13 protein-coding genes are annotated in these 11,974 nt (G+C 66.2%); 9 read left to right on the plus strand and 4 right to left on the minus strand.

Annotated elements, in window-relative coordinates; all coding sequences use genetic code 11:
• Nucleotides 1-8: 8 nt before the first annotated feature.
• Together QF040_RS19505 and QF040_RS19510 are read right to left on the minus strand one after the other, a co-directional pair.
• Nucleotides 9-650, minus strand: coding sequence for a 3-oxoacid CoA-transferase subunit B (locus QF040_RS19505; protein ID WP_306882680.1), 642 nt, complete (start codon nt 648-650; stop codon nt 9-11).
• Between the two features lie 2 nt (nt 651-652).
• On the minus strand, nt 653-1,354 hold the full coding sequence (locus QF040_RS19510; protein WP_429612436.1) for a 3-oxoacid CoA-transferase subunit A: 702 nt from the start codon (nt 1,352-1,354) through the stop codon (nt 653-655).
• Between the two features lie 119 nt (nt 1,355-1,473).
• Here QF040_RS19510 and QF040_RS19515 point away from each other — a divergent pair, with 119 nt between their 5' ends.
• Complete coding sequence (locus QF040_RS19515; RefSeq protein WP_429612437.1) at nt 1,474-2,268, plus strand: IclR family transcriptional regulator domain-containing protein; 795 nt, start codon at nt 1,474-1,476, stop codon at nt 2,266-2,268.
• Between the two features lie 78 nt (nt 2,269-2,346).
• Here QF040_RS19515 and QF040_RS19520 read toward each other — a convergent pair whose 3' ends face one another.
• Nucleotides 2,347-3,354: a Bug family tripartite tricarboxylate transporter substrate binding protein gene (locus QF040_RS19520; protein WP_429612438.1), complete on the minus strand. Its 1,008-nt coding sequence runs from the start codon at nt 3,352-3,354 to the stop codon at nt 2,347-2,349.
• A gap of 176 nt (nt 3,355-3,530) precedes the next feature.
• Here QF040_RS19520 and QF040_RS19525 point away from each other — a divergent pair, with 176 nt between their 5' ends.
• Nucleotides 3,531-4,031 carry a hypothetical protein gene (locus QF040_RS19525; RefSeq protein ID WP_429612439.1) on the plus strand — a complete coding sequence of 167 codons (501 nt, stop codon included), beginning with the start codon at nt 3,531-3,533 and terminating at the stop codon, nt 4,029-4,031.
• Here the strand turns inward: QF040_RS19525 and QF040_RS19530 are convergent.
• Complete coding sequence (locus QF040_RS19530) at nt 4,012-4,218, minus strand: hypothetical protein (RefSeq protein WP_429612440.1); 207 nt, start codon at nt 4,216-4,218, stop codon at nt 4,012-4,014. The two genes, QF040_RS19525 and QF040_RS19530, sit on opposite strands and share 20 nt — an antisense overlap.
• Nucleotides 4,219-4,371: 153 nt before the next feature.
• On the opposite strand from QF040_RS19530, the gene QF040_RS19535 reads away from it, so the two are divergent.
• The 7 genes from QF040_RS19535 to QF040_RS19565 all read left to right on the plus strand — a co-directional run bounded on the left by QF040_RS19535 (nt 4,372) and on the right by QF040_RS19565 (nt 11,971).
• Complete coding sequence (locus tag QF040_RS19535; protein WP_429612441.1) at nt 4,372-5,511, plus strand: tetratricopeptide repeat protein; 1,140 nt, start codon at nt 4,372-4,374, stop codon at nt 5,509-5,511.
• Entirely contained in the window at nt 5,478-6,989 is a 1,512-nt protein-coding gene (locus tag QF040_RS19540) for a L,D-transpeptidase family protein (RefSeq protein WP_429612442.1), read from the plus strand. Before QF040_RS19535 ends, QF040_RS19540 begins: the two co-directional genes overlap by 34 nt.
• Before the next feature lie 425 nt (nt 6,990-7,414).
• Nucleotides 7,415-7,603, plus strand: coding sequence for a Flp family type IVb pilin (locus QF040_RS19545; RefSeq protein ID WP_429612443.1), 189 nt, complete (start codon nt 7,415-7,417; stop codon nt 7,601-7,603).
• A 12-nt stretch (nt 7,604-7,615) separates the two neighbouring features.
• On the plus strand, nt 7,616-8,119 hold the full coding sequence (locus tag QF040_RS19550) for an A24 family peptidase (RefSeq protein ID WP_429612444.1): 504 nt from the start codon (nt 7,616-7,618) through the stop codon (nt 8,117-8,119).
• Nucleotides 8,120-8,200: 81 nt separating this feature from the next.
• Entirely contained in the window at nt 8,201-9,193 is a 993-nt protein-coding gene (gene cpaB / locus QF040_RS19555) for a Flp pilus assembly protein CpaB (protein WP_429612445.1), read from the plus strand.
• Between the two features lie 46 nt (nt 9,194-9,239).
• Nucleotides 9,240-10,664 carry a type II and III secretion system protein family protein gene (locus QF040_RS19560; protein WP_429612446.1) on the plus strand — a complete coding sequence of 475 codons (1,425 nt, stop codon included), beginning with the start codon at nt 9,240-9,242 and terminating at the stop codon, nt 10,662-10,664.
• Between the two features lie 32 nt (nt 10,665-10,696).
• Complete coding sequence (locus QF040_RS19565; protein ID WP_429612447.1) at nt 10,697-11,971, plus strand: AAA family ATPase; 1,275 nt, start codon at nt 10,697-10,699, stop codon at nt 11,969-11,971.
• Nucleotides 11,972-11,974: the final 3 nt, after the last annotated feature.

Consider the following 11,974-nt stretch of genomic DNA (forward strand, 5'->3'; position numbering starts at 1 on the left):
TGAACGGTTCACGCTGCGATCGGCAAGCCGACGAGCTTCTCGAGTTCTTCGCGGGTGAGCCCTTCGACGAGGTCGACGAGCTTCAAACCTTGCGGCGTGCATTCGAGCGTGGCGAGGTCGGAGTACACGCGCTTGACGCAGCCGATGCCGGTCAGCGGATAGGTGCATTCCTGCACCAGCTTGCTCGTGCCCTGCTTGGTGAGCAGATCCATCATCACCCAGGTCTGCTTCGCGCCGATGGCCAGGTCCATCGCACCGCCGACGGCGGGAATGGCGTCTTTCTCGCCGGTGTGCCAGTTGGCGAGGTCGCCGGTGGCCGACACCTGGAACGCGCCGAGCACGCAGATGTCGAGGTGGCCGCCGCGCATCATCGCGAAGCTGTCGGCATGGTGAAAGAACGAGCCGCCCGGCAGCAGCGTGACGGGTTGCTTGCCGGCGTTGATGAGGTCGTAGTCTTCCTCGCCGGCCTCGGGCGCGGGGCCCATGCCCAGGATGCCGTTCTCGCTTTGCAGGATGACCTCGCGGCCAGCAGGCAAGTGGTTGGCCACGAGCGTGGGCTGGCCGATGCCGAGGTTGACGACGGCGCCGTCGAAGATGTCTTGCGCGACGCGGGCTGCCAACTGGTCTTTGGTGCGACGTGTGTATGCCATGTTCATGCTGCCTTCTTGAAGCCGCCGGCCTGGGTGGCGACGCGTTCGATGCGCACCACCTGGTGCACGAAGATGCCCGGGGTCACGACGGTCTCGGGGTCGAGGGTGCCGAGCTCGGCGATGTCGTGCACGGTGGCAATGGTCTTCTTCGAGGCCATGGCCATCACCGGGCCGAAGTTGCGCGCGGCCTTGCGGTAGACCAGGTTGCCCCAGCGGTCGCCGCGCTCGGCCTTGATGAGCGCCACGTCGCCGTGGATGGGGTACTCGAGCACGTACTGCTTGCCATTGATCTCGCGGGGTTCGCGGTTGCCCGCGAGCTGCGTGCCGTAGCCGGTCGGGCAGAAGAAGGCGCCGATGCCTGCGCCCGCGGCGCGGATGCGTTCGGCGAGATTGCCCTGGGGCACGAGTTCGAGTTCGAGCTTGCCGCTGCGGTAGAGCCCGTCGAACACCTGGCTGTCGGCCTGGCGCGGGAAGCTGCAGATGATCTTGCGCACGCGGCCGGCCTTGAGCAGCGCCGCGAGGCCGGCCTCGCCGTTGCCGGCGTTGTTGTTGACGACGGTGAGGTCCTTGGCGCCCTGCTCGACGAGGCCGTCGATGAGCTCGCCGGGAATGCCGGCGGTGCCGAAGCCGCCGATGAGAACCGTGGCGCCGTCTTGGATGCCCGCGAGGGCATCGGCGACCGAGCGCGCGATCTTGTTGATCATGAAGCTTGTCTCCGGGTGAATCGAAAGGGGATCGAAAGTAGATCGAGAAGCGGACGACTCGAAATGTTCGTATAAAGAACATTTGTTCGTATAATGAATTCTAGAGAGGATCGCTCACCATGGCAACCCAGCCCCCCAAGACCAATAACACCGAAACGCCCGCCCCCGGCGACAGCTATGTGCAGTCGTTCGCGCGCGGCCTGCAGGTGATCCGCTCGTTCAGCGAGAGCGCGCCGCGCCAGACGCTGAGCGAGGTCGCCGCGGTCAGCGGCCTCACGCGGGCGGGGGCGCGGCGCATCCTGCTCACGCTGCAGGCGCTGGGCTATGTGGTGACCGACGGCAAGCTCTTCACGCTCACGCCGCGCATCCTCGACCTCGGGTTCGCGTACCTCTCGTCGATGCCGATCTGGAACCGCGCCGAGCCGGTGATGGAGGCGCTGGTGCAGGAGGTGCAGGAGTCGTGCTCGGCCGCGGTGCTCGATGCGACCGACATCGTTTACGTGCTGCGCGTGCCGACCAAGAAGATCATGCACATCAGCCTGGGCGTGGGCTCGCGGCTGCCTGCCTACTGCACCTCGCTCGGCCGGCTGCTGCTGTCCGATCTCGAAGACGAAGAGGTGCGCGCGCGGCTCGAGGCCTCGAACATCGAAGCGCTCACCAAGCACACGGTGACCGACATCGATGCGCTCATGGCCAAGGTCGCGCAGGCACGCAAGCAACAGTGGTGCCTGGTGAACCAGGAGCTCGAAGAAGGCCTCATCTCCGTGGCCGCGCCCATCGTCAACAAGCAGGGCCAGATGGTGGCCGCGCTCAACATCAGCGGGCAGGCGAACCGCACGAGCGCGAAGGTGATGCAGGAGACCATGCTGCCGGCGCTGATCGATGCGGCGAAGCAGGTGTCGCGGCTGCTCTAGGGGCTACGAGGGCGGCCTCAGGTTAAGGCCGTCGTGCCCTCACCCTAGCCCTCTCCCAGAGGGAGAGGGAACAAGGCATCAGGCCTCCGAATGGATGCCCTTCATGATGATCACGCCACCCAGCCGCGCCGTGTCCGCGCGCATGCGGCGGGCCAGCGCCTCGGGCGTGCCGGGCTGTGCTTGCCAGCCGGTCTTGAGCAGCGCCTGCGCCACGTCGGGCATGCTGGTCACTTCGGACAGCGCCGCACTCAGCCGGGCCACCGCGTTCTTGTTCATGCCCGCGGGCGCGGCCAGCGCGGTCCAGATTTCGAGGTCGGCGCCGCGCACGTCCGCATCGCGGATGGTGGGCAGTTCGCTCGCGAGCGGGCTGCGCTCGGGCGAGGTGACGCCGATCGCCTTCAGCTTGCCCGACTTCAGATGCGGCAACGCCAGGCCTGGCGGCAACAGGGCCAGTTGGATCTCGCCGCCGAGCAGGCCGGCGATCACCTGCGGGTTGCCGGTGTAGGGCTTGTGCTGCGCGGTGATGGCGGCGCGGCTCTTCAGAAGCTCCATGCCCAGGTGGCCCACGGTGCCCACGCCGGGCGTGCCGTACTTGCCGCCGGTGCCCAGGTTGCGCGCCCACAGCAGCAGGTCGGCGGGCGTCTTGCCGGGTGCGTTGCCCGACACCGCGAGCACCAGCGGCGCGGTGCCGACCATGCCGACGGGCGCGAAGTCTTTTTCAGGATCGAACGGGATCGCGGGGTTCAGCAGTTTCGCGATGGTGAGATTGCCGTTGATCAGCGCGCCGATGGTGTGGTCGTCGGTCGCCTTGGCCACCTGGTCGGCCACGAGGTTGCCGCTGGACCCGGGCTTGTTCTCGACCGTGACCGGCTGACGAAGGATCTTCGCGAGCGGCTCTGCAATGGCGCGGGCCGCGAGGTCCGGCGAGGCGCCGGCGGGAAAGCCCACGAGGATGCGCACGGGCTTGGTGGGCCAGGCGGCTTCGCCGGCGGCCGGCTTCGGCTGGGACCACGCGCCGGGCGCGAAGAGCGAGGTGGCAAAAGCCGCGGCGCCGCCTTCGAGCAGGCGGCGTTTGGTGATCGTCAAGGGAGACTCCAGAGCAATGAAAGAAGTGATGAAATGTCACCACATTGTTTCAAACGTTACTGGATCATGCTGTACCGCGCAAGTCCAAAGTCCGTCCGCGCGGGGCCATTAGGATGGCCCGCCCGCGCGTCGCACAGGGCGCCGCAGCGAGGCAGCCAGAGGGAGATTCAGCACCGATGATCGAGTTTTTCCATACCAAGGAACGCCTTCGTTTTCTGTTGTACGTGGGCGCCATTGCGACGCCGATCCTGCTCATCTCGGCCTGGGTCGTGAGCAGCATGGAATCATCGGCCGCTGCCAAGGGCGAGCCCAACGACAAGGGCGGGCTGCACTACCGCATCCAGGAAAAGAGCGGCGCCAAGGAACTGCCGCCCGCGCTGGCGGCGCTGGTCGCGGTGCCGCCGAACACCGCGATGACCGACGTGAGCGTCGACACCGACGGCGCGGGGCGCGTGACGAGCGCGGCGGTCAAGGCCTTCAGCACCGACGACTTCAAGACGGTCGCGGCCTTTTACAAGCCCACGCTCGCTCCGGTGACCACCGACAGCGCGGCGTCGCTCGAGGGCGTGCGCGACGGCTACGAAATCCGCATCTCGCACGAGAAGACGTTCTTCGACAACGATCCCTACAAGGACCGCACGAAGATCGAATACACCATCAACCCCGCGAAAAAGTAGCCGGGGCCGGCACCATCCAGCGGGTGGTGCGGAACTCGTGCAGCAGCGAAGCGAAGCGGCCGACCACCTCGGCGCAGTCGCGCAAGAAGGCCTGCCCCATGTCGCTGAGCCGGACCACCCGCGTGCTGCGGGGGGAAGAGCGGCGCACCGAGTAGTTGCGCAGGCCTGCTTTTTTGCCTCCGGGCACAGGCCGCCTGGCGCCCACGGGGAAAGCCCGGGGCCGGCGCGTTGCGGGCACGATGAAAGACCCGTTATCCCTGTTTCGGAGGGTTACCCGCCCACTTACAATGCCTGCCGCCCAACCCGCTGCGTTATCCACCCCTACGAGGTCTTGTCCGCAATGCCCAAGAGCCCCCGGCCTCGCGCCCGCTTCTCCTTTTCTCCCACTGTGCGCGCACTGCTGCTGGCCATTGCCGCTTGCGGCGTGGCGCTCCCGGCATTGGCCGCGATCGAGCACGAAGACGTCGACCGCCTCATACAGGCAGGCAAGCTCGACGAGGCGATGACGAAGGCCGACGCATTCCTCAAGGACAAGCCCCGCGACCCGCAGATGCGCTTTCTGAAGGGCGTGATCCAGCTGGACACCGGCAAGCGCGCCGAGGCGATCGCCGCCTTCACCCAGCTCACGCAGGACGCGCCCGAACTGCCCGAGCCATTCAATAACCTCGCGGTGATCTACGCGAGCCAGAACCAGTTCGACAAGGCCCGCAGCGCGCTGGAAAGCGCCATTCGCACCAACCCCAGCTACGCCACCGCCCAGGAGAACCTCGGCGACGTGTACGCGCGGCTCGCGAGCCAGGCCTACAGCAAGGCGCTGCAGCTCGACCAGAACAACACCGCGGTGCAGCCCAAGCTGGCCGTGATCCGCACGCTCTTCACGCCGACGCCGGGTGCCAAGACTGGGACGCTGGTGGCGGCAGCGCCCGAGGCCGCACGGCCCGCGCCCGCCGCGAAGGCGCCGGCCGCTGCACCCGCGCCGGCTCCTGCTCCCGCCAAGGTGGCGGCAGCGCCCGCTCCCGTCGCAACGCCTGCACCTGCGCCCGCTCCGGCTCCTGCCAAGGTGGCGGCAGCTCCCGCGGCTGCGCCGGCCGCCAAGGCCCCTGAAGCTGCGCCGGCGCCGGCACCTGCTGCCGCACCGGCCTCCAGCGCCGAAGTCGAGACCGCGGTGCGCGGCTGGGCTTCCGCCTGGGCCGGCCAGGACATGGACCGCTACCTCGCCGCCTACGGCCCCGACTTCGCACCCGGCGGCGGCCAGAGCCGCAAGTCCTGGGAAGAAGAACGGCGCGCCCGCATCGTCGGCAAGTCGAGCATCAGCGTGAACATCGAGAACCTCGTGATCAAGGTCGACGGACAGAACGCCACGGCGAAGTTCCGCCAGATCTACCGCGCGGACAACCTGAACATCTCGAGCCGGAAGACGCTGGACATGCAGCGCTCCGGCAATCAATGGCACATTCGCAAGGAAAGCGTCGGCGGCTAGTGGCAGACCTCGTCCGGCGCGGCCGGCTACAGAATCCTCCGTTCCCGCGCCGCGGAAACCTGCTCGCAGCGCTGATGACCGCATCGGCGCTGATGCTGGCAGCACCCGGCGCCGCCTTCGCTTCATCGAACAAGACGGGCAGCGCAAAAACCAGCAGCAGCAACGCCAAGGCCGGCAAGAGCAGCACCGGCAGCCGCAGCGCGGCGCACGTCTCGTCCGGCAGCCGTGCTTCCGCCAAAGAAGCCCGGGGCGGTGCCGGCAAGTCGTCGGTGCTGGCCAAGGGCAAGAAGGCCGCGCTGGCAGAGACCCGGACCGCATCCGCAGCCAAACCAGCCCGCAAGGCCGCACCCGCCGGGTCGATCCAGGAAGCCAGCAGCGCCGAAGCCCGCCTGATTTCCGTCTACGAAATGTTCGGCCGCGGCCAGGCTCGTCCTGCGCTCGCCAAGGCGCGCGACCTGGTTCGGGACTATCCGAACTTCCAGCTCGCGCAGCTCGTCTATGGCGACCTGCTCGCGGCACAACTGCCGCCCACGAATTCGCTTCCCGACACGGCCGGCATCGCCAGGATGCGTGGCAACCCAGCCATGTCCGAGCTGCACGAGGAATCGCGCCGCCGCCTGCAGGCCCTGCGCGAGCGGCCGCCGGTGGGCACCGTGCCTTCGCAGTTCCTGTCGCTCTCGACCAAGAGCCGCTACGCCATTGCGGTCGATGCCTCGCGCTCGCGCCTGTACCTGCTGGAAAACTCCGACAAGGGGTTGAAGCTGGTGGCCGACTACTACATCTCGGTCGGCAAGTCGGGCACCGACAAGCTCGCCGAGGGCGATGCGCGCACCCCGCTGGGCGTGTACTACATCACCAGCAGCCTCGACCCGAGGTCGCTGAAAGACTTCTACGGCGCGGGCGCCCTGCCCATCAACTACCCGAACCCGTACGACGTGCGGCGCGGCCGCACCGGCGGCGGCATCTGGCTGCACGGCACCCCGCCCCAGCAGTTCGCCCGGGCGCCGCTCGCGAGCGACGGCTGCGTGGTCATGGCCAACCCCGACCTCAAGCAGTTGCTGCGCAAAGTGCAGATCGGCGCCACGCCGGTGGTCACCGCCCGCAGCCTGCAATGGATTTCGCCGCCGCAGGCCGAAAAAGAAGCCCAGACATTTACCAATGCAATTACCGCCTGGAAAGATACACGGGCCAGCGGAAATGAAGCGCAATTAAAGAAATTCTATTTACCGGATTTCCAGCGCAGCAGCAAAAAGCCCATCGACGGTAATTCGGCTCCGCACGACGAAGTGGAATATGCCCAGGGCAAGCGCGTCCAGTTCAAGGACATGTCCTACCTGCACTGGCGCGACGGCGACGACACCATGGTCGCCACCTTCGGAGAAGTCTTCGAAGGCGAAAAGAGCGGGCGCACCCGGCGCCAGTACTGGCTGCGCCAAGGCAGCGAGTGGAAGCTCTTTCACGAAGAAATCCTGGGCTGAACACCCTGTCGAAGCCCTGACGGCGATGGGGGCACACCCCCAATTTGTGATTTTTTGCGCACCAAAAGTGCCTATTTTGGGTGTTACAACTCGCCCTCCGAGACCCCGTGCTACGTAACACGTAACGCGTTTGTTCCCGTAACACCCCCCTCTCGCGCGTTCCCGGCACCGTAACGTCCCCTCCCATCTTCATGGGAGGTCCGACACGGTTTACAGAGGGAAAAATACGTCTCTAGATTGTTAACCAACCTGACCAGGATCGTCCTGGACTGGGTGGCAGGAGGCTGGCCGCCATCCTGCTATGTACTTCCCCAATATCACACCAAGGACCTCACCCCTGGGGGTTTTCAGTGTTGATACAGGGAGTTACTCTGTATAACATTCGCTCTGCCAGTCGTTGTTCAACTCTCCTCTAGGGGTAAATCATGCTTAGTTCTATTACTCGTTTTATTCGTGATGAAGAAGGCGCTACCGCAATTGAATATGGAATTATTGCGGGAATGATGGCCGTTATTCTGGTCGTCGTATTCAGCCCTGGAGGGACCCTGGGTAGCGCAATCAACGGTGTGTTTTCCAGAATTTCCAACGCGCTTGGCGGTGCTGCGGCCGAGTGAGCACTATTAGGTTTGACAGCCAACATCGCCCTGTTGCTCTGGCTACTTTTTGCCACCGTCTATGACTTCCGACAACGCCGCGTCCCGAATTGGCTTGTGCTCGCCGGAGCCGCTGTGGCTCTCGCGGCACTCGCCCTCGGGATGCAGCCGTTCGGAATTGTGTGGACTCAAGCGCTCCTTGGTGCAGGCGCAGGCTTCGGTTTCCTCCTGCTCTTCTATGCATTCGGTCTCATGGGAGCAGGCGACGTGAAATTCGCAGGCGCTCTCGGACTCTGGGTCGGCCTCACCGCCCTGGCCCCCATCTGGATCGTCGCCAGCCTCCTGGCCGGCGCACACGGCGCGTTGTGGTACGTCCTGCAACGCTGGCCACTTTTTCCGCGGCTCGCGCTCATCCTGTCGGGCCCCACCTCTGAAGCCAACGGCAGTGCCACGCCGCGCCGGGCTCGCTTCATTCCCTACGCGGCTTATCTGGCCATGGCCACGGCGGCATGGATGGTCTGGGGGCGACAGAGTTAGCAGTTTCCTGCCTCTGTCACCGCAGGCCATTCATCCCTTATTTCTCATGATTGCTTGCCCTCATTCCTCAGTCCGCCGCACATGATCAATCTCACCAAAATCGTCGCCGCCATCCTGGTGCTCCTGGCCATTGCACTGGGCGGCTATGCCTGGATGCTGAGTCGCAAGGCGCCAGTACCGCCCCCGGCAGCAGCCGGCGCTGCGGTGGCGCCCGCCAAGGCGCAGCAGACACTCGTCTATCCGGTCGTGGTCGCGGCCAAGCCCCTTCCCGCGGGCCTGGCGATTCCCGCCGATGCCTTGCGCGTGGAACAGCTGACGATCAACCCGGTGGGTGCTTTCCAGGACGTCAACGTCGCCGCCGGCCGCGTCCCGGTGCTGGACCTCGCGGAGGGCACGCCGGTGATGGAAAACCAACTGGTCTCGGGTCTTGCTCTGCGCATTGCCGAAGGCGAGCGTGCCGTCGCCGTCAAGGCCGACGAGGTGATGGGCGTGGGCAACAAGCTGCAGCCCGGCGATTACGTCGATGTCTTCCTCACGCTCAAGTCCGACGGCAAGGATGTGGACCGCAGCCAGGCCCGCCTGCTGCTGTCGCGCAAGCGCGTGCTGGCATTCGGCAACGCCTCGGTCGACGGCCTGCCGTCCAAGTCTGCGGACAAGGCCGCGCAGCAGGCCCAGCGCGCCGAACCAGCCCGCACCGCAGTGCTCGCGGTGCCGGTCGATGAAGTGAACCGCCTGACCATCGGCGACGCCAGCGGCAAGCTGCTGCTGGCCCTGCGCAATCCGACCGACCTGTCGGAGCCCGACCCCAAACTCTTCGCCGAACTGCCGACGGCCCTGCAGCCCACGCCGCCCAAGGCGGGCGAACCGCGCCGCGCCCCGCTCGAAGGCCTGGACCGTGCTCAGGCCGGCCTGACCGCAGCCGACCTGGTCACCGGCGGCAAGGGCCCCGCCATACGCCCGCAAGTCACCGAAGTGCGAGCCCCCAGCGGCGCCCCGCGCACCGCCGGCCCCGCCCGCACAGGTCTACAGGTCGAGGTGATTCGCGGCGAGCGCAGCGAAACCGTGAACTACTGATTGCCGACAACGCGACACGCCGACACCCGTCATCCAGGAAAAACAAATGCACAAAACGTCCAGCGAGCAGTCGACCAGCGCCACTCGCAGCCCCGGGGAAGTTTCATCGCGGCTGCTGCAGCCGTCCCTGATCGCCCTGTGCGCGATGGCGCAAGCCGTCTGGCCGCTGACGTCCACCGCCGCCGACGCGCAGACGGGGCGCTCACAGAAAGCGCAACAGCCGCAGCCACTGCCACTGCAACAACCGCGCACGCTCACCCTCAGCGCCGGCACGCAGCAGGAACTGCTGATCGACAAGGGCATCGACCGCATGGCGATCGGCGATGAAGCCGTTGCTGGTGTCGCCATCACGCGCAAGACACCCAACTCGCCCGCAGCCCGGCTGATCGTGACCGGCAAAGCCGCCGGACGCACCACGCTCATGGTCTGGGAAAAGGGCAACAGCGCCGCCACGACCTACACGCTCGAAGTGCGCCGCCGATCTTCCACGCTCGCCGGAACCATGGACAGCATGGTCACGCACCAGCAGGCGCGCGATACCGCACTAGCCAGCACCGCCGACAAGGCAGAACTGATCGACCGCTCCGTGGTGGACGTGCGAAGCAACACGGTCCAGGTCGAAGTGAAGGTGGTGGAGTTCAACCGCAGCGTGCTCAAACAGGCAGGGCTGAACATCTTCAGCACCCGTGCGAACTCGAACGGTTTCAGCTTCGGCGTCTTCACGCCCTCCTCGCTCAAATCCACGACCTTTGCGTCCGACGGCAGCATCAGCGGCGAATACAACAATCCGCTGGCGCAGGCCTTCAGCCTCCTGTTCAACTTCGGCAAGGCCGGCATCGGCCTGAATGTCGGCTTCCTCGAAGGCAACGGCATGGCGCGCGTGCTCGCCGAGCCGACACTCGTTGCCATGTCCGGGCAGAGTGCGAGCTTCCTCTCCGGCGGCGAGTTGCCCGTGCCGGTTCCGCAGGGCCTGGGCACCACCAGCATCGAATACAAGCCCTTCGGCATCGGCCTCACGCTGACGCCCACCGTGCTGTCGAACGATCGCATCGTGCTCAAGGTGGCGCCGGAGGCCAGCGATCTCGACTACACGAACTCGCTGAGCATCAACGGCATCGCCGTGCCGGCCATCAGTACGCGGCGCGCAGACACCACGGTGGAGTTGGGCGATGGCGAGAGCTTCATCATCGGCGGCCTTGTGAGCCGCACCACCACGTCCAACGCCGACAAGGTGCCACTGCTGGGTGACCTGCCGATCCTTGGCGCGTTCTTCAAGCAGAACAAGTACCAGATGAGCGAGAAGGAACTCGTGATTCTCGTGACACCTCACTTGGTCAAGCCGATTGCCCGCGGTACCGATCTGACGCCCTATTTGCCCGGCAGCACCGCCGAGCAGCGCGACGGCGCCGTGTGGCGTTCGCATTTCCTCGGCGGCGCAGCCGACACAGCGGTCCCAGGCTTCTCCCGTTGACAACGACGACCCCATCCTCGCCGAGCAACACCATGAACGCTCCACGCGACAGCCTTCCGGAAGTGGGCGCAGAAACCTATCTGTTCGCATCGAGCAACAGCGGCCACATCACGTGGCTGACCGATGCGCTCTCTCGCCTGGGTTCGGTGGTGGTGCTCGGGCCGGACACCAGGTCGATCGACGAGCGCATCGCGCTGCTCGGTCCGGTGGCCGTGTTCATCGACTTTTCAATCGACCAGAGCGAGGTTGCCGGCCCGCTCCATCAGCGACTGAAACGAGACTGGCCCGCGTTGCCCGTGCTCGCCACCGGCGTATCGGCCGAGCCTGCTGCCATGCTCGCCGCGCTGCGTGCGGGTGTGGACGACTTCATCGATATCTCTGCTGCTCCCGCAGATGCCGTGAGCACGTTGCGAACGCTGATCGAGCGGCGCAGTTCCCAACAAGTGGGCACGCGCGGGCGCACCCTGGCGCTGCTGGGTGCCCGTGCAGGCCTGGGCGTCACCACGCTGGCCACCAGCCTCGCGCTGACGCTGAACGACCTGCTCGCGCAAGCGACCGCGCGCGGCCCGGCACGCACCGCGCGCCACGGTGTGGCGCTGCTCGACCTGGGCCTGCCGGCGCGCGACGGCCTGCTCTACCTCGACACACAAAGCGGCTTCAGCTTTGTCGACGGCGTACGCAACCTGCGCCGGCTCGACCAGACCCTGCTGCACACGGCGCTGGCACATCACAGCAGCGGCGTCGCGGTGCTGCCGCTTCCGGCGAGCCTGTCGCAGGTGCGCGAGATCTCGCATGCCGACTCGGTCGCGCTCATCAAGCGGCTGACGGACTTCTTCGATTTCCAGATCGCCGACCTCGGCGGCTTCTCCACCATCGACTTCGTGGCACAGACCGTGCGCGAAGCGCAGCGCACCTGGGTGGTCTGCGACCAGAGCATCGGCGCCATCGTGTCCACCGCCAACCTGCTCAAGGACTTGCGCACGCGCGAGGTCGACATGACGCATCTCTCGCTGGTGGTGAACAAATTCGACAGCCACGTCGACCTGACCGCCAAGGACATCTCCGAGCGCCTGGAGCTGCCGCTGCATCACGTGATCCCCACGCGCAGCGCGCCGTTGCTGTCGGCCTCGAGCCGAGGCGAAATGCTGGTGCGCACTGCACGCAACGACCCCTACTCGCAGGCTGTCGCGGGACTGGCCCGAGGCGTGCATCAGGAATTCATGTCTCCCACGGGCCAACCGCCGGCCAAAGATCCTCGCTGGAGCGCGTTGATTTCGCGCTTCCGCAAGAGCCCAAGTGAAGGTTGAGCC

The organism is Variovorax sp. W2I14 (assembly GCF_050435205.1).
Lineage (GTDB): Bacteria > Pseudomonadota > Gammaproteobacteria > Burkholderiales > Burkholderiaceae_C > Variovorax > Variovorax paradoxus_C.

Excerpts from the sequence above, each read along its gene's own strand:
- QF040_RS19505 (WP_306882680.1), bottom strand. The coding sequence starts at position 650 with ATGGCATACACACGTCGCACCAAAGACCAGTTGGCAGCCCGCGTCGCG.
- QF040_RS19510 (WP_429612436.1), bottom strand. The coding sequence starts at position 1,354 with ATGATCAACAAGATCGCGCGCTCGGTCGCCGATGCCCTCGCGGGCATC.
- QF040_RS19515 (WP_429612437.1), top strand. The coding sequence starts at position 1,474 with ATGGCAACCCAGCCCCCCAAGACCAATAACACCGAAACGCCCGCCCCC.
- QF040_RS19525 (WP_429612439.1), top strand. The coding sequence starts at position 3,531 with ATGATCGAGTTTTTCCATACCAAGGAACGCCTTCGTTTTCTGTTGTAC.
- QF040_RS19535 (WP_429612441.1), top strand. The coding sequence starts at position 4,372 with ATGCCCAAGAGCCCCCGGCCTCGCGCCCGCTTCTCCTTTTCTCCCACT.
- QF040_RS19540 (WP_429612442.1), top strand. The coding sequence starts at position 5,478 with ATGGCACATTCGCAAGGAAAGCGTCGGCGGCTAGTGGCAGACCTCGTC.
- QF040_RS19545 (WP_429612443.1), top strand. The coding sequence starts at position 7,415 with ATGCTTAGTTCTATTACTCGTTTTATTCGTGATGAAGAAGGCGCTACC.
- cpaB (WP_429612445.1), top strand. The coding sequence starts at position 8,201 with ATGATCAATCTCACCAAAATCGTCGCCGCCATCCTGGTGCTCCTGGCC.
- QF040_RS19560 (WP_429612446.1), top strand. The coding sequence starts at position 9,240 with ATGCACAAAACGTCCAGCGAGCAGTCGACCAGCGCCACTCGCAGCCCC.
- QF040_RS19565 (WP_429612447.1), top strand. The coding sequence starts at position 10,697 with ATGAACGCTCCACGCGACAGCCTTCCGGAAGTGGGCGCAGAAACCTAT.